At 55.1% G+C, this 17,621-nt stretch carries 13 protein-coding genes; 11 read left to right on the top strand and 2 right to left on the bottom strand.

What is annotated here, in order from left to right; all coding sequences use genetic code 11:
• The first annotated feature begins 119 nt into the window (after window positions 1–119).
• Window positions 120–1,661: a transcriptional regulator TyrR gene (gene tyrR, locus NB069_RS12485; RefSeq protein WP_250583981.1), complete on the top strand. Its 1,542-nt coding sequence runs from the start codon at window positions 120–122 to the stop codon at window positions 1,659–1,661.
• Between the two features lie 39 nt (window positions 1,662–1,700).
• Here the strand turns inward: tyrR and tpx are convergent, their stop codons facing one another.
• On the bottom strand, window positions 1,701–2,207 hold the full coding sequence (gene tpx, locus NB069_RS12480) for a thiol peroxidase (protein ID WP_250583979.1): 507 nt from the start codon (window positions 2,205–2,207) through the stop codon (window positions 1,701–1,703).
• Between the two features lie 105 nt (window positions 2,208–2,312).
• Between tpx and ycjG the strand changes: the two genes are divergently transcribed.
• Window positions 2,313–3,278, top strand: coding sequence for an L-Ala-D/L-Glu epimerase (ycjG, locus tag NB069_RS12475; protein ID WP_250583977.1), 966 nt, complete (start codon window positions 2,313–2,315; stop codon window positions 3,276–3,278).
• Here ycjG and mpaA read toward each other — a convergent pair.
• Window positions 3,269–3,982, bottom strand: a complete 714-nt coding sequence (gene mpaA, locus NB069_RS12470; RefSeq protein ID WP_250583975.1) for a murein tripeptide amidase MpaA — start codon at window positions 3,980–3,982, stop codon at window positions 3,269–3,271. The genes ycjG and mpaA overlap by 10 nt on opposite strands.
• Window positions 3,983–4,167: 185 nt before the next feature.
• On the opposite strand from mpaA, the gene NB069_RS12465 reads away from it, so the two are divergent.
• The 9 genes from NB069_RS12465 (at window position 4,168) to NB069_RS12425 (ending at window position 17,612) form a co-directional block, all read left to right on the top strand.
• Complete coding sequence (locus NB069_RS12465) at window positions 4,168–5,784, top strand: peptide ABC transporter substrate-binding protein (protein ID WP_250583973.1); 1,617 nt, start codon at window positions 4,168–4,170, stop codon at window positions 5,782–5,784.
• A 358-nt stretch (window positions 5,785–6,142) separates the two neighbouring features.
• Window positions 6,143–6,634: a type VI secretion system contractile sheath small subunit gene (gene tssB / locus NB069_RS12460; RefSeq protein ID WP_250583971.1), complete on the top strand. Its 492-nt coding sequence runs from the start codon at window positions 6,143–6,145 to the stop codon at window positions 6,632–6,634.
• A 42-nt stretch (window positions 6,635–6,676) separates the two neighbouring features.
• On the top strand, window positions 6,677–8,212 hold the full coding sequence (gene tssC / locus NB069_RS12455; RefSeq protein WP_250583969.1) for a type VI secretion system contractile sheath large subunit: 1,536 nt from the start codon (window positions 6,677–6,679) through the stop codon (window positions 8,210–8,212).
• 12 nt (window positions 8,213–8,224) lie between these two features.
• The gene (gene tssK / locus NB069_RS12450; protein WP_250583967.1) at window positions 8,225–9,574 is read left to right on the top strand and encodes a type VI secretion system baseplate subunit TssK; all 1,350 of its coding nucleotides are present in this window, start codon (window positions 8,225–8,227) and stop codon (window positions 9,572–9,574) included.
• Window positions 9,571–10,260 (top strand): type VI secretion system protein TssL, short form, encoded by a 690-nt coding sequence (gene tssL, locus NB069_RS12445; protein WP_250583965.1) that lies wholly within the window; start codon window positions 9,571–9,573, stop codon window positions 10,258–10,260. The genes tssK and tssL overlap by 4 nt, the downstream gene beginning before the upstream one ends.
• On the top strand, window positions 10,260–11,939 hold the full coding sequence (locus NB069_RS12440; protein ID WP_250583963.1) for an OmpA family protein: 1,680 nt from the start codon (window positions 10,260–10,262) through the stop codon (window positions 11,937–11,939). The genes tssL and NB069_RS12440 overlap by 1 nt, the downstream gene beginning before the upstream one ends.
• 2 nt (window positions 11,940–11,941) lie before the next feature.
• Window positions 11,942–12,433 carry an Hcp family type VI secretion system effector gene (locus NB069_RS12435; RefSeq protein WP_001007312.1) on the top strand — a complete coding sequence of 164 codons (492 nt, stop codon included), beginning with the start codon at window positions 11,942–11,944 and terminating at the stop codon, window positions 12,431–12,433.
• A gap of 164 nt (window positions 12,434–12,597) precedes the next feature.
• On the top strand, window positions 12,598–15,270 hold the full coding sequence (gene tssH, locus NB069_RS12430) for a type VI secretion system ATPase TssH (protein WP_250583961.1): 2,673 nt from the start codon (window positions 12,598–12,600) through the stop codon (window positions 15,268–15,270).
• On the top strand, window positions 15,267–17,612 hold the full coding sequence (locus tag NB069_RS12425; RefSeq protein WP_250583959.1) for a type VI secretion system Vgr family protein: 2,346 nt from the start codon (window positions 15,267–15,269) through the stop codon (window positions 17,610–17,612). Before tssH ends, NB069_RS12425 begins: the two co-directional genes overlap by 4 nt.
• Window positions 17,613–17,621 lie beyond the last annotated feature (9 nt).

The following is a 17,621-nucleotide window of genomic DNA, read 5'->3' as shown; positions in this document are numbered from 1 at the left end:
TCGAACAAAATTCCGTCACTACAGCTCACAGGCTGTCAATATTTGTTGACAGCCATCTTCCCGATTACCGATATCTGGCTTATCATTTCAGAGTTACCGGCTTATAGAGTGATTTTCCCATGCGTCTCGAAGTGTTTTGTAAGGACCGTCTCGGCCTGACTCGCGAGTTACTCGATCTCCTTGTTTTGCGGAGTATTGACCTGCGCGGAATTGAGATTGACCCAATCGGGAAGATTTACCTGAATTTTGCTGAAATCGCCTTCGATACATTCAGCAGCCTGATGGCTGAAATCCGCCGTATCGCTGGCGTTACGGATGTGCGCACCGTGCCGTGGATGCCCTCCGAACGTGAGCACCTGGCGCTGAGCGCGTTGCTGGAGGCGATGCCTGAGCCGTTTTTATCCCTGGATCTGAAGGGTAAAGTAGACCGGGCAAATCAGGCCAGCTGCCAGCTGTTTGCCCAGGAGCCGGAGAAACTGAGCAATCACAACGCTGCCCAGCTGATCCCCGGCTTCAACTTCCAGCGCTGGCTTGAGAGCAACCCGCGCTCGACGCACAGTGAGCATGTGATTATTAATGGACAGAACTTCCTGATGGAGATCACCCCTGTCTATCTGCAGGGCGAAAACGACGACAGAACCCTGACCGGCTCGGTGATTATGCTGCGCTCAACGGTACGCATGGGGCGTCAGCTGCAGAATCTGTCGAGTCAGGATCTGGGTGCCTTCAGCCAGATCATTGCCGTCAGCCCGAAAATGCGCCACGTGGTGGATCAGGCGCGTAAACTGGCGAACCTCGCTGCGCCGCTTCTCATTACCGGCGATACCGGCACCGGCAAAGATCTGCTGGCCCATGCGGTGCATCAGGCGGGGCCGCGCGCGACCAAACCCTACCTGGCGCTGAACTGCGCCTCCATCCCGGAAGACGCGGTTGAAAGCGAACTCTTTGGCCACGCGCCGGAAGGCAAAAAAGGCTTCTTTGAGCAGGCCAACGGCGGCTCGGTATTACTGGATGAGATTGGCGAAATGTCGCCGCGCATGCAGGCTAAACTGCTGCGCTTCCTTAACGACGGAACCTTCCGTCGGGTGGGGGAGGATCACGAGGTGCATGTGGATGTGCGCGTCATCTGCGCCACCCAGAAAAACCTGGTCGAGCTGGTGCAGAAGGGCATGTTCCGGGAAGATCTCTACTATCGACTGAACGTTCTGACCCTGAATATCCCGCCGCTACGCGACTGCCCGCAGGACATCATGCCCTTGACCGAACTCTTTGTGGCACGCTTTGCCGACGAGCAGGGTATCCCGCGTCCGAAGTTCTCGGCCGATCTCAACACGGTGCTCACCCGTTACGGCTGGCCGGGGAATATCCGTCAGCTGAAAAACGCCATCTACCGAGCCCTGACCCAGCTTGAGGGCTATGAACTGCGGCCGCAGGATATTTTACTGCCGGATTATGACGCCGGAACGGTGGCGGTGGGCGAAGAGGCGATGGAAGGATCGCTGGATGACATTACCAGCCGCTTTGAGCGCTCGGTGCTGACGCAGCTCTATCGCAATTATCCCAGCACCCGTAAGCTGGCGAAAAGGCTGGGAGTGTCTCACACGGCCATCGCCAACAAACTGCGTGAGTACGGTCTGAGCCAGAAGAAGGGTGATGAGTAAAAATAAAAAAGCCTCCGCAGGGAGGCTTTCTTTTTGCCGTCAGGCTTTCAGCGCTTCCAGCGCCGCAGCATAGTCCGGCTCGGTGGTGATTTCATTCACCAGGTGGCTGAAGACGACGGTGTCGTTTTCGTCGATAACCACAACTGCGCGAGCGGCCAGGCCTTTCAGCGCGCCTTCAGCGATGCCCACACCGTACTGCTCCAGGAAGTCCGGGTTACGCAGGGTAGAGAGGGTGATAACGTTGCTCAGACCTTCAGCACCGCAGAAACGGGACTGAGCGAACGGCAGGTCGGCAGAGATGCACAGCACAACGGTGTTGTCCATTTCGGTTGCCAGCTGGTTAAATTTACGCACAGACGCGGCACACACGCCGGTATCGATGCTTGGGAAAATGTTCAGCACTTTACGCTTGCCGGCAAACTGGCTCAGCGCGACGTCAGACAGATCTTTTGCCACGAGCGTAAACGCCTGCGCTTTGCTGCCTTTCTGAGGAATGGATCCTGCAACAGAAACCGGGTTGCCCTGGAAATGAACGAGTTGTGACATAGTTATCTTCCTGTTTACATATAGTTAACGTCGCCGTTAGTGTATGTCATCAGCCGATAGCACAGCAAACCCTATTTACGCGAAGCCGCTATACAGGAGTGAGTGATGAGAACCCTCAAGGTTTATGAAGAAGCCTGGCCATTGCATACGCCGTTTGTTATCTCCCGGGGAACCCGGAGTGAGGCCTGTGTGGTGGTTGTCGAAATAGAAGAGGAGGGGATCAAAGGGGTGGGGGAGTGCACGCCTTATCCCCGCTATGGCGAAAGCATCGATTCGGTGATGGCGCAAATTATGGCGCTGGCCCCCGAACTGGAGCGTGGCCTGACCCGGGAAGCGCTACAAACGTTGTTGCCGCCCGGTGCAGCTCGCAATGCCGTTGACTGCGCTCTGTGGGATTTAGCCGCCCGTCAGCAGGGGATCGCTCTCACGGCGCTGGCGGGCGTGACGCTGCCGCAAACCCTGGTCACTGCACAAACGGTAGTGATCGGCGAACCCGCACAGATGGCTTCCAGCGCCAAAGCACTCTATGACGCCGGGGCGCGCCTGCTGAAGGTGAAGCTGGACGATCGCCTGATTAGCGAGCGAATGGTTGCCATTCGCGCCGCTGTACCCCATGCCACGCTGATCGTCGACGCCAACGAATCCTGGCACAGCGAAGGGCTGGCCGCCCGCTGTCAACTGCTGGCGGATCTTGATGTCGCCATGCTTGAGCAACCTTTGCCATCGGGAGATGACGCCGCGCTGGGCAATTTCATCCATCCGTTGCCCATCTGCGCTGATGAGAGTTGCCACACGCGGGAAAGTTTGCCGAATCTGAAAGGGCGTTACGATATGGTGAACATTAAGCTGGATAAAACCGGCGGTATCACCGAAGCGCTGGCGCTGGCCGCCGAGGCGCGGCAGCAGGGATACTCTCTGATGCTGGGCTGCATGCTATGCACCTCCCGGGCGATTGGCGCTGCGCTGCCGCTGGCAAATGACGTGAAGTTTGCCGATCTCGATGGCCCGACCTGGCTGGCGGTGGATGTCTCTCCGGCGCTGCACTACAGCACCGGTGTTGTTCATCTCTGAGGCGCCCAGCGCAACAGATCGGTCATTGCCTTCAGGTACTTTTCGCTGGCCTCATCAGATGAGATCGGCGGGAATTCTGCGGTGATGCAGTGCAGGCTTAAATCCGCACACCAGCTGCCGAATGAGCCTGGCGTCTCATAACCGACGCTGGTGACCAGCGGCAGCGAGAAGGCATCCGCCAGCCAGCGTCCAAGGGCCGTATGGGCAGGATCTTCAATGCAGGCCAGCGGGTCGTGAAACGAAACAACCCATGCCGGGTGCAGCTTGTGGATCAAATTGCATAGCGCCTGGGTTTCCGGCTCTGAACCGGGTTTTTCCCCCGTCAGTAGCACCACGTCCCGCTCCTGGGCTGAGCTGTTCCAGCGATAGACCGTCTCGCCTTCCCGCCAGTTGGCCGCCGGGAAGTTACGGTTCAAATCCACACCACGGGCATTGGCGCGTAACCCCAGCTGGCAGCCGTCCGGATTAACGGTTAACACCACATGGTGACGGCGCAGTTCCGGCGCCAGCGTTCGCAGCGCGCATGAAAGAGTGACAATTGATGAGTTTTCATCCCCGTGGGTACCGGCAATTATCAGGCCGCTGTTGCGATCGGCCTGCGGGGCAGGGAACCAGATTAAGGGGGCGCCGAGGAGAGAGCGGCCATAATGTTCTGTTCCCGGCGGGAAAGCGCCACGTTCCGTTCTTGGGCGGGTATGTGACATAGTCGTTCCTGATTTTGCGTTGTATTACTGGCAGTGTTGTGCAAAACACACGGTTAATCAAATAGTTTCAGTCGGGGGTTAAAAATGGCAGATATCAACTTTCCGAAGGAAGTTATTTGCATTTCCCTGTTCTGAAACAAATAATTACGCATCTGCTTGTTACCCATCATTTCAAAGGGGATTTCATGAAGCATCCGGTTTCGTTGATCTGTTCTGCCTTATTGTTGTGTGGCCTCTCTTCTTATTCCTTTGCGGCGGACGTTCCCTCCGGAACGGCACTGGCGTCTAAGCAGGAACTGGTACGCCATATAAAAGATGAACCTGCTTCGCTTGATCCCGCTAAGGCGGTGGGATTGCCTGAGATTCAGGTGATCCGCGATCTGTTTGAAGGCCTGGTAAATCAGAACGAGAAGGGGGAACTGGTGCCGGGGGTAGCGACCCGATGGCAGAGTAATGATAACCGTGTGTGGACCTTCACCCTGCGCGAGAATGCGCAGTGGTCTGACGGAACCCCTGTTACCGCCCAGGATTTTGTCTACAGCTGGCAGCGTCTGGTCGATCCAAAAACGACGTCCCCTTTTGCCTGGTTTGCCGCACTGGCCGGGATAGTTAACGCCCAGTCGATCATCGACGGCAAGGTTACGCCAGATAAACTTGGCGTGACGGCGGTGGATAACCGAACCCTGCGCGTGCAGCTCGCCAAGCCGCTGCCGTGGTTTGCCAACCTGACAGCGAGCTTCGCCTTCTACCCGGTGCAAAAAGCTAACGTGGAGAGCAGCGCAGAATGGACCCGTCCTGGCGCGCTGGTGGGCAATGGCGCCTACATCCTGAAAGATCGGGTGGTCAACGAGAAGCTGGTGGTCGAGCGTAACAGCCATTACTGGGACAACGACAAAACCGTCCTGCAGAAAGTGACCTTTGTCCCGATTAACCAGGAGTCCTCTGCCACCAAGCGCTATCTGGCGGACGATATCGACATCACCGAATCCTTCCCGAAAAATCTCTACCAGAAGCTGATGAAAGACATTCCGGGCCAGGTCTACACCCCGCCGCAGCTGGGCACCTATTATTATGCGTTCAACACGCAGAAAGGCCCAACGGCGGATGCGAGGGTACGTCTGGCGCTTAGTATGACCATTGACCGGCGGATCATGGCCGAGAAAGTACTGGGCACCGGGGAAAAACCGGCCTGGCACTTTACGCCGGACGTGACCGCAGGGTTTACCCCGGATCCATCACCTTTTGAGCAAATGAGTCAGGAAGAGATGAATGCCCAGGCTAAAACGCTGCTGCAGGCGGCAGGTTACAATGCGCAAAAACCTCTTAAGCTGACGCTGCTGTATAACACCTCCGAGAACCATCAGAAGATTGCCATTGCGGTTGCGTCGATGTGGAAAAAGAACCTCGGCGTTGATGTGAAGCTGCAAAATCAGGAGTGGAAAACCTATATCGACAGCCGTAATACCGGCAATTTTGACGTGATCCGCGCCTCCTGGGTAGGGGACTATAATGAGCCGTCGACATTCCTCTCCCTGTTGACCTCAACCCATACGGGGAATATCTCCCGCTTCAACGATCCGGCCTATGATAAGGTGATCAATCAGGCGTCGCTGGAGTCCACAGAGAAGGCCCGTAACGCTGATTACAATACGGCAGAGAAAATTATTGCCGAAAAAGCGCCGATTGCGCCGATCTACCAGTATACCAACGGGCGCTTAATCAAGCCGTGGGTAAAAGGGTATCCGATAAACAACCCTGAGGATGTGGCCTACAGCCGTACGATGTATATCGAGAAACATTGATCGGTAACATCCAGTATTTTCTGCTAACCCCGGTAATGGCGCTGCTTTCAGCGCCATTTTTTTTGTTCTCATTTTCACATCTCTTCTGATTCATAATCTCCATTAATTCGCATCAGATATTAATATAAAATAAATATAATATGCGCCTCCGATAATGTTCTTTTGTTATTTATTTATGAGGCAGAACATTCTGTTAAATATTTGGCGGCACTGGCGCTCAGAATAACAAAGCACTGAAAAATAAAGTCCAGGTTTGGAGTAATAGTTAGTTGATCCGCTGTAAGCGTATGTTCTACTATCTGTGCGTGAATAAATGTAACCTTACTCAATAACTATTCCTTAAGGAAAAGGGACTGCTATGGCTGATTCGTTTCAGAATGAGGTGCCAAAGGCACGAATAAATTTAAAACTGGCTCTTCATACCGGAGGTGCACAGAAGAAGGTTGAATTACCGCTTAAAATTCTTACGGTGGGTGATTTCAGTAATGGTAAAGAATCCCGTGTGTTATCCGAGCGTGAAAAAATAAACGTCAATAAAAATAACTTTGATAGCGTACTGTCGGAGTTCAATCCCGAAATTAATCTGGCGGTACAAAACACGCTGGCAGGTAACGGGGAAGAAGAAAATATCCGACTGCAGTTCTCCAGCATGAAAGACTTCGAGCCTGAGCAAGTCGCCCGTCAAATCCCACAACTCCGGGCGATGCTCGCGATGCGCAATTTATTGCGCGACCTCAAGTCGAACCTTCTTGATAATGCCACTTTCAGAAAAGAGCTTGAGAAAATCCTTAAGGATCCGGCGTTATCTCAGGAATTACGTGACGAAATGAGTGCGCTAGCCCCGAAATAAATAGTGGACCTGTCTTTTAATGGATTAACCGGGAATATGCTGATGTCTTTAAATACTGAAAATGGCTCTGTTCAAGGGCAAACAACCGTACTGGAAAAAGAGGGTGTTTACGCTTCCCTGTTTGAGAAAATCAACCTGACCCCGGCGTCCAGCCTGGGCGATATTGATGCGTTTCTGGATGATGCCGCGCTGGCCGATGCGTCAGCGGGTGAACGCCTGACGGCCGCGATGCAGGTATTTATGGACTGTATCCGTAAATCTGGTCAGCAGGTAGATAAGCTGGACAAAACGCTGATCGATCACCACATCGCGGAACTCGATTTTCAAATCAGTCGCCAACTGGATGCAGTGATGCACCATCAGGAATTTCAGAAGGTCGAGTCCCTTTGGCGTGGTCTCAAACACCTCGTCGACAATACTGACTACCGCCAGAATGTGAAAACAGAAATTCTGGATGTTTCCAAAGACGCGCTGCGCCAGGATTTTGAGGACGCGCCGGAGCTTATCCAGAGCGGTCTGTACTGGCACACCTACACCGCCGAATACGACACCCCGGGTGGCGAGCCAATTGGCTCGGTGATCTCTTCCTGGGAGTTTGACGCAAGCCCGCAGGACGTAGCGCTACTGCGCAACATCTCTAAAGTTTCTGCCGCAGCGCATATGCCATTTATTGGTTCTGTAGGGCCAAAATTCTTCCTGAAAGACACGATGGAAGATGTGGCGGCAATTAAGGATATCGGCAACTATTTTGATCGCGCCGAATACATTAAATGGAAAGCTTTTCGCGACACTGACGATTCTCGCTATATCGGTCTGGTGATGCCGCGCGTGCTTGGACGTTTGCCGTATGGCCCGGATACCATTCCGGTGCGCAGCTTCAACTACGTTGAGCAGGTGAAAGGCCCGGATCACGAGAAATATCTCTGGACCAGTGCGTCATTCTCTTTTGCTGCCAATATGGTAAAGAGCTTCATTAATAACGGCTGGTGCGTGCAGATCCGCGGCCCGCAGGCGGGCGGAGCGGTGAAAGACCTGCCAATCCACCTCTACGATCTCGGCACCGGCAACCAGGTCAAGATCCCGTCTGAGGTGATGATTCCGGAAACCCGCGAATTCGAGTTCGCCAATCTCGGCTTTATCCCACTGTCATATTACAAAAATCGCGATTACGCCTGCTTCTTCTCGGCGAACTCCGCCCAGAAACCGGCACTGTACGATACCGCAGATGCCACCGCCAACAGCCGCATCAACGCCCGCCTGCCGTACATCTTCCTGCTGTCGCGTATTGCCCACTACCTGAAGCTGATCCAGCGGGAAAACATCGGCACCACCAAAGACCGTCGTCTGCTTGAACTGGAGTTGAACACCTGGGTTCGTGGTCTGGTCACTGAAATGACCGATCCGGGCGACGAGCTGCAGGCCTCGCATCCGCTGCGCGATGCGAAAGTGGTGGTTGAAGACATTGAAGATAACCCAGGTTTCTTCCGCGTAAGGCTGTATGCGGTGCCGCACTTCCAGGTCGAAGGGATGGACGTGAACCTGTCTCTGGTGTCGCAGATGCCGAAGGCAAAAGCATAAGGCAGGACAGGGATGAAAATTTATCGTCCACTGTGGAACGAGGGGGCTTTACTGTCCCCTCAACAGTTCCAACAGCAGGCTGAATGGGAGTCTTTTCGCAGTGCCGGTGCATCAGCGCTGGCATCCCCGTTCCCCTGGGGTGTAGAAAAGGTTGAGTTTAATGACAGTCTTCTTTCGTCCGGCCTGATACAGATTACGCAGTTACGCCTCTGGCTGGACGATGGTTCACTCATAGATGCGCAAAGGAGCGATCTGCCTCCGGCACCGCGCGAGTTAGATGCCAGTCAGCTGGCAGGTCGTGATGCGGTAACTGTTGTGATCGCACTGCCTCACATGCAGCCGGGTGTGATCAACGTTGAACAGGAAGGCGTCAGATCAGACCGACCGCTTCGCTATCGTGAAGAGTGGGTGACATTGCAGGATGCTTTTGGCTCTGAAGAAGAGTCCATAGCCGTTGCCCGGTTTAATCTCACCATCCGGTTTGCTCATGAAAGCAATGACTCCTGGAAAGTGTGCCCGGTAGCAAGGCTGATCCGGGACGGGCAAAGCGCGTGGCGACAGGATCCCTCTTTTATTCCTCCAGTCGCGTCATTTGGGGCAAGCCCGGCCCTGTGCGAGCGTCTGATGCTGCTCAATCGCCAGCTACGCTCCCGACGACAGCGTCTGATGACGATGCGTCGTGAAAGCAACGAACGACTCGCTGATTTTGCCGTCGCCGACGTTTCTCTTTTCTGGTTGCTGAATGCACTTAATTCTCACGCCAGAGTGCTGACTGAGTACGAACGTTTTCCCTCCCGTCCACCGGAACAGGTATGGGCAGAGCTCGTTCGTCTGGCAGGCAGTATGCTGACTTTTTCCCTGGACCATGATCTTGACGCCATACCGGGTTATGACCACGAGGAACCAGCTAATGCCTTTCCCCCGCTCTTTGACCTGGTCACAGAGCTGCTGGAAGCAAGTCTGCCATCCCGTGTTATCGCGCTGGAAATGTCGCGACCGGACGGACAGACCTGGAAGGCCAACCTTCACGATATCCGTCTGCGTGAAGAGGCCGACCTTTATCTCTCTGTGCGCTCGGATATCCCGGCCTGGCAGGTTGCGGAGAAATTCCCTGCGCTCTGCCAGGCAGGTTCACCTGATGATGTCCACAAAATATATGGTGCGGCCCTCAAGGGGATTCCGTTGATCCCGGTGAGCAGAGTCCCGGCAGCGTTACCTGTACGTATGGAAAACCAGTACTTCGCACTTGATATGGAAAGCCCCGCTGCGCATGAAATGCAGGAGCAAGGGGTGTGTCTGTTCTATGTGCCTGAGTTGCTTGGTGCTCTGGAACTTGAACTGTTTGCGGTATTGCGCTCATGAGACAGGATATCGATATTGACCAGCTAATGACGGAGACCTGGCTCACCGTTACCATGCTTAAGAAAGGCGCAGTCACGCTTAATGGCTCTGCGCTTTACAACAAATGCGTTAAACAGGTTGAAAGTGTGCGTGAAGCGCTGGAGCGTGCCGGTTATGACGACGCCAGTGTGGAGCATATTTCTTATGCACAATGTGCCCTGCTGGACGAAACGGTGATGAGCCGCAAGCCCGAACAAGGCGAAGAAGGAGAGGCGCCGAAAGCTGATGAAGGCCAGGTGGCCTGGCGTAAAGCGCCGCTTCAGGCCCGTTTTTTTGGCTCACTTCGGGCTGGTGAGGCGCTATGGGATCGCATTGCAGACGTTCTGCGGCAGCCCTCACCGAACCCGGCCGTTTTAACCTGCTATCACCGTGTGATAGCACTGGGCTTTCAGGGGTTATACAGTCTGAAAGCGGTCAGCCAATCGCAGCGGGATGAGGTAGTGAAAGCCCTTTCTGAACGGGTTTCTCCACCTGATGCAGGCCTGTCTCTGGTTGTTCATCGAATAGGGAAACATCGCTGGAGTCTGATGCGCTCAGTGTGGTTCTGGATAGCGCTCGCCGTCATTCTTACCGGGGGAATCTGGTGGGTGGGGCATCTCTGGCTACAGGCACTATTGTCAGCACAAATACCGGAGTTGCATGGCTAATGCGTAGATCAGTCATCATTCCGGTGGTTCTTTACGCCCTGGTAGCTGTTGCCATGTTGCTGTGGTTGCTATGGTATTTTATCCCGGCTGGCAACGTTTTTAACGGTCTGGCTACTCTGCTGATTCTGCTTCTGGCAGGCTGGACTGTTTTTAAAAACTGTCGGAGTGAAGAGTCCACATCAAACGCTATCCTCCCGGCTGCTGAACTGCCATTACTTGACACCCAGGACCCCGTTGTACTGGTGTGTGGTGACATGCTGGATGCGTTGTTTCAGGGAAGCCAATTGCGTAAAACAGCCCAGGGATGGTGGCTACGGGTCGGTGACGTCAGCCGGTTAACTGACGTTGTCCGCAGTATACAGACGCACTTCCCACGTCAGGTCGGTCAGATCTCGGTGATGTACCGTGGTCTGCCAGACCAACATCAGGATGAAGCCGTTCTACGTACCGCACTAAAAACGCTCCGCCAGCAGTATAAACAGATTAAATCCCTGACGGGTTTCACACTGCCGGTTGTGTTGAGCGCCGAATTTTCCGGGCCTGAAACACCGTGGATAATCGTTCGGGGAGATAAGCCGATTGTATGCCCGATTAATGACTCGCCGCTGGCATTCATTAACTGGCAGCAGGAGGAAGCGAATATCCTGGCTCTGCCAGCGATCAGCCATGCATTTTCCTTTATCCGTAATACGCTGGCTGATGAGCTGGAGAAACCTGACCGGCTAACGCCGCCTGTGCGCGTGTTTTCCGTGGCCATGCGCCTCGGGATAGCCAATCCAGAGACTCAGTCAGTCTGGTCTGCCTGGCTCTATTCCCGCACCTGTTTGCAGTTTTCACGAAAGTCAGGGCAGATCGCACCAGCAAGCTTGTTCCCGGATGCGGTTCTGCCGCTACTGGCACCTGTTACATCGACGGTGCAGGGAGGCCACCGTACCCGTCGTTTGATCCTGCTGATATGGCTGTGTGTCCTGACCGCATTGGGAATTTCTGCACTTAACAATCGTGATCTGATCCGTCAGGTAAGCACCGATTTACAGCGCTGGAATGCTATCCCGATGAACCACTACCGTCCTAAGGCGGAATCACTGGCCGCACTGAAACAGGATGCGCTCCTGCTTGAGCGTTGGCAGCGCCAGGGGGAGCCTCTACGTTACAGTCTGGGCTATTACCCGGGGCAACGCCTGTGGCTCGCCTTGCAGCAGGCTATTGATACGTGGACACCTCCCTCCGCCCCTGAGCCGAAACCGATACCGAAAATTGTACGACTCGACAGCATGTCACTGTTTGATTCCGGCAAATCGGCACTCAAAGACGGCTCAACCAAAATACTTGTTAACGCACTGGTGGGGATCAAAGCCAGACCAGGCTGGCTCATCGTAGTCAGCGGCCACACAGACAATACCGGCAGCGTTCAGCTCAACCAGCCCCTGTCTTTGCAACGAGCGGAGGCCGTCCGTAACTGGATGCGTGATACCGGGGACGTACCGGAAAGTTGTTTTGCCGTGCAGGGTTACGGTGACAGCCGACCGATTGCATCAAACGACACGCCTGATGGCCGTGCGCATAACCGGCGTGTCGAGATCAGTCTGGTACCCCAGGCTGACGCCTGTCGTTTGCCAGGCGCAAAACACGCGTCACAGGATATACGTGACGTTTCAACTAAGGAAATGGAGAAGTAAACATGGCAATCCCAGTTTATCTGTGGCTGAAAGACGATGGCGGCGCTGACATCAAGGGTTCCGTAGATGTGAAAGATCGCGAAGGAAGCATCGAAGTTGTTGCTCAGGAACACACCCTGTACATCCCGACCGATAACAACACTGGCAAGCTGACCGGCACCCGTATTCACACGCCGTTCCTGTTTACCAAAGAGATCGACTCTTCCAGCCCGTACCTTTACAAAGCGGTGACCACGGGCCAGACCCTGAAGTCAGCTGAATTCAAGTGGTACAAAATCAACGACGCAGGCCAGGAGGTTGAGTATTTCAACACCAAACTGGAAAACGTCAAACTGGTGAAAGTCGCACCGAAAATGCACGACATCAAGGATGCCTCCTTCGAGAAGCATAACCACCTTGAGCAGATCGAGCTTCGCTACGAAAAAATCACCTGGACCTACAAAGACGGCAACATCATTCATTCCGATTCCTGGAACGAACGTACCACTGCGTAAGAGCCTGGCGGACAGACCTCCTCTGTCCGCCATTTTTGTTTTGCTCCGCAGAGCGGCTGTCAGACGGACGCTTCGCAGAGCAATATCACAATTTATCGGCATGAACCTTATGGGCATCGGTTGACGGCCAGGGGCGGTAGCGTGCCTGAACAAGAGGGAACGACATGGAAAATCATTCAGCAGTCCTGCTACGACGACTTACCCCTTATTGCGCCAGAGCACTGGAGGGTGCGGCTTCTTTATGTCAGACCCGTGCGCATGCAGAAATCACGCCTGAGCACTGGTTGTTAAAGTTGCTGGAGCAGGGGGAAGGTGACCTGACCGTTCTTGCCCGGCGCTATGAATGGGATATGGATGCCGTCTGGCAGTCACTTCTGAGCTGGCTGGATGCACAGCCTCGTTCAGTTCGCACCCGACCAGAGCTTTCTGCTTCTCTCCAGGCGCTGCTGAAACAGGCCTGGCTTGCCGCCACACTCGCCGGAGATGAGCAGATCCGCAGCATACATTTGCTCACGGCAATGATTGAAACGTCAGGGCTGACGCGCTGCGATGGCCTCTGGCCACTGATGACGCTGACCACCTGCCAGCTGGAAAGGTTACGTCCCTTGCTCGAAGCCCAGTCAGATGAGCGGTATGACGTTGCGCTCAGTGAACAGCCAGGCCATGTCAGCATTATTGGCAGGGCGGCACCGTTACAGCATGAAGCACAAAACCAGGCTGAAGGCGGAAGTGCGCAGCCTGCCGTTTCACTGGAAGAGTCCGTTCTCAATCGTTTTACAGTTGATGTGACCGCCCGTGCCCGGGAAGGAAAGATTGATCCTGTCTTTGGACGCGACAACGAAATCCGTCAGATGGTGGATATTCTCTCCAGACGAAGGAAGAACAACCCGATCCTTGTGGGTGAACCCGGCGTGGGCAAAACGGCCCTGGTTGAAGGCCTGGCGCTACGTATTGCTGAGGGCAATGTGCCCGAAAGTCTAAAGCCCGTCATCGTCAGGACACTGGATCTGGGTTTGCTTCAGGCGGGTGCAGGTGTAAAGGGTGAATTCGAACAGCGTCTGAAAAATATCATCGACGCCGTACAGCACTCCCCGGTGCCGGTGCTGCTGTTTATTGATGAGGCGCACACTATTATCGGGGCGGGTAATCAGGCGGGTGGGGCAGATGCGGCTAACCTGCTGAAACCGGCACTGGCTCGCGGTGAACTGCGGACCATTGCGGCCACCACCTGGAGTGAATACAAGCAGTACTTCGAACGTGACGCTGCCCTGGAGCGCCGCTTTCAGATGGTCAAGGTTGATGAGCCCGATGATGAGACAGCCTGCCTGATGCTGCGCGGTCTGAAATCCCGCTATGCCGAACATCATGGCGTACACATTACCGGTGAGGCCGTCCGGGCAGCAGTGACGCTATCCCGCCGCTACCTGACAGGGCGCCAGCTGCCTGATAAAGCTGTGGACTTACTGGATACGGCTGCGGCCCGGGTACGGATGAGCCTGGACACGCTGCCAGAACAGCTTACCCGGTTGCAGGCCCGGCTAACTGCACTTGCCATGGAGCAACAGGAGTTACTGGAAGATATTTCCCTGGGTAACACTGTTGATGCCAGCCGTCTGCCTCAGATCGAGCAACTTACTCTGGATCTCAACCAGCAGAAAGCTGCCCTTCAAACACAATATGAAACCGAAAAGCGGCTCACCGACTCGCTGAAAGCCTGCCGGGAAGACATCAGCCGACAGAAGGAGATCTCCGCCTTCCAGCAGGAGCTCTCCCAGATTCAGAATAACAGCCCATTACTGGGTCTGGATGTTGATGTCCGCACCGTTGCAACCGTTATTGCCGACTGGACAGGGGTTCCTCTCTCGTCACTGATGAAGGATGAGCAAACCGAATTACTGACGCTGGAAGAGCAGCTGGCTACCCGTGTAGTCGGTCAGAGTCCTGCCCTTAATGCCATAGCCCAACGACTGCGAGCGTCAAAAACCGGTCTCACGCCGGAGAACGGGCCGCAGGGTGTGTTTTTACTGGTGGGGCCAAGCGGGGTGGGCAAAACAGAAACCGCGCTCGCACTTGCTGACGTTATGTATGGTGGTGAGAAATCGCTCATTACTATCAACCTTTCCGAATACCAGGAGCCGCACACGGTCTCGCAGTTGAAAGGCTCCCCTCCAGGCTATGTAGGATATGGTCAGGGCGGCATTCTCACCGAGGCAGTCCGTAAGCGGCCATACAGCGTGGTGCTGCTCGATGAAGTGGAGAAGGCCCATCGGGATGTGATGAACCTGTTTTATCAGGTCTTTGACCGGGGCTTTATGCGGGACGGGGAAGGGCGCGAAATTGATTTCCGTAATACCGTGATCCTGATGACGTCCAACCTGGGCAGTGATCCGTTGATGCAGTTGCTGGAAGAGCAGCCGGAAGCCACTGAGAGTGAACTGCATGAGTTGTTACGCCCGATCCTGCGCGATCATTTCCAGCCAGCGCTGCTTGCCCGCTTCCAGACGGTGATATACCGCCCGCTGGCAATGGATGCCATGCGCACCATCGTCGGCATGAAGCTGGCACAGGTGAGCACGCGTCTGAAACGCCACTACGGTATTTCCACTCACACTGGCGAAAGTCTCATCGACACGCTGACGAAGGCGTGTTTGCTGCCGGATACCGGTGCCCGCAACGTGGACAGCCTGCTTAATCAGCAGATCCTGCCGGTTCTGAGCCAGCAGTTATTAAGCCATATGGCGGCTAAACAAAAACCGTCCTCGCTACAGCTGACCTGGGATGATGCAGAGGGCATTGTGCTGGCGTTTGATGAACAGGCAGAAGGAGAGCCGTCATGATCAACAAGGCTTCCAGCGTGGTGCAACAGCTTTCAGGGCAGTCACGGTACCGGGTTGATGTGCATGAATGCAGCCATTTCCTGGATGTGTTGCGTTACAGCGCGGTGGAATCTCTCAGCCAGCCCTGGCGCTATGACGTGGCGGTCACCTGCTCCTCGGCGGAGATTGCCTGCGACACGTTACTGCTGAAGCCCGCGTCATTCACTTTCCAGATCCCGGTGTTTGACGGCACCCCGGCGCTGCCGGTCCGGACGGTATTCGGTGTGGTGGAGTCCTTTCGCCGGATATCCACGTCTAATGATGATACCCGTTACGCGCTGACGATCGTTCCCCGAATCGCGCTTCTTGGCTTGACAAAGGGCAGCCAGATTTACCTTAACCAGTCGGTCACTGAAGTGGTTGAGCAGGTGCTGCGTAAACACGGCCTGGAAGGGCCTGATTTTGAGTTCCGGCTTTCCCGTGAGTATCCCTCCCGGGAGCTCATCACCCAGTGGCGGGAAACTGACCTGGAGTTTATCCAGCGTCTGCTGGCCGAGGTGGGCATTTACTGGCGCTATGAAATGAACAGCCGTCTTGAACAGGACGTGGTGATTTTTCAGGACAGTCAGCAGCAGTATGAATTTGGCGTCACCCTGCCACTGCGCAACCCGGCCGGGATGAGCGACAGCGGGCAGGAGAGTATCTGGGATATTCAGACCGCATATAACGTGGTGAGCGGGAGTGTGGCCACCCGGGACTACAACTACCGTGAAGCGCTGAAACCTCAGGACAGCGCCGAAAGCATTTTCAGCAGGGAAGGGATCACCACCGGGGAAACCTACCATTATGCTGAACCCTTCCTGACAGCAGGTGACGCTGACAGCCCGGAAACCGGGGCATACTTCGCCCGCCTGCGCCACGAACGCATTCTGAACGCGCAGTATCACGTCAGCGGGCACTCCTCGAGCCCTCACCTGACTCCGGGTCAGGTCCTGGAAACGGACGGCACGTTACCTGATGCCGTCAGGAAAGGCATCGTCATCACCAGGGTGCGCACCAGCGGTTCACGCAAAAGCAGCTTTACGCTGACGTTTGAGGGGATCCCCTACAGCGAAACCGTCTGCTGGCGTCCGGCACTGCTCAGGCGGCCGGTGATATCCGGCTCGCTGCCTGCCCGGGTGGAAAGCACACAGAAAGGCGACACGTATTCCTGGCTCGACCCGCAGGGGCGCTACCGGGTAAAACTGGACTTCGACCGCAGCAGTGCTGAACCGGGTTATGCATTTGTGTGGCTGCGGCTGGCGAAACCCTATGCCGGTGATACGTACGGATTCCACTCCCCGCTTACCGACGGAACGGAAGTGGCCGTCGTATTTGACGGCGGAGACCCGGATCGTCCCTACATCGCCTATGCCCTGCATGATTCAGAGCATCCGGACCCTGTCACCAGCGACAATCATACGCGGAACGTGTGGCGCACGCCGGCGAACAATAAGCTGCGGATGGAGGATAAGCGCCAGGAAGAGCATATCAAGCTCGCGACGGAATACGGCAAGACGCAGCTGAACATGGGACACCTGGTCAACAGCCAGCGTGAAAAACGCGGGGCCGGTTTTGAACTGCGAACGGATGAGCATGGTGCCGTACGTGCGGCAAAAGGGCTGTTCCTGACGGCGGATGCCCAGGCTAAAGCGCAGGGCCCGGTGCTGGAAATGGCCCCTGCGATAGGTCAGATTAACCAGGCGAACAGCCAGATGCAGGCGCTGAACAGCGCAGCTGAAGCCGCCGGAGCCCTGGTCAGTGACATCAGTACCCAGATTAGTTTTGTGACCGACAAAATCAAAGACCTTCAGTCTGCAGTCCTGCTGGGAAGCGCCCCGCAGGGGGTGGCCCTGAGCTCAGGCGAACACCTTCAGCTCAGCAGCACCCGCAACACCATGATCAATGCCGGCCAGCATCTTGATATCGGTGCGATGAAAAATCTGTCGGTGACGGTGGAAAAATCCCTCGGTCTGTTTGTGCATAAAGACGGGGCTAAGCTGGTTGCCAACCAGGGCGACATCGAGATTCAGGCTCAGCACAACACGATGGCCCTGTTTTCTGAAAAGCAGCTGACGGTGACCAGTAGTGAAGACGAAATTATTATCAGCACCCCGGAAACGCTGACGCTGAACGGCGGCGGGTCTTACCTGAGGCTGAGTAAGAACGGGATAGAGCATGGTTCCGAAGGGATGATGGTGATGAAGGTAGCGAGCTATCTGGTGCCCGGGAGCGGTAGCAGCGTGCCACTGGAGACACCAGACTTTAAAATGACGGACGTGACGGTTACGACTAAAAATTCCGCTAAATGGACAAGTGAATAGCATGGAAGG

The sequence above is a fragment of the Leclercia adecarboxylata genome (assembly GCF_023639785.1).
Taxonomy (GTDB): domain Bacteria; phylum Pseudomonadota; class Gammaproteobacteria; order Enterobacterales; family Enterobacteriaceae; genus Enterobacter; species Enterobacter adecarboxylatus_D.
The sequence above is the reverse complement of the archived record's forward strand: the minus strand, read 5'-3'. Positions and strand labels throughout refer to the sequence as shown.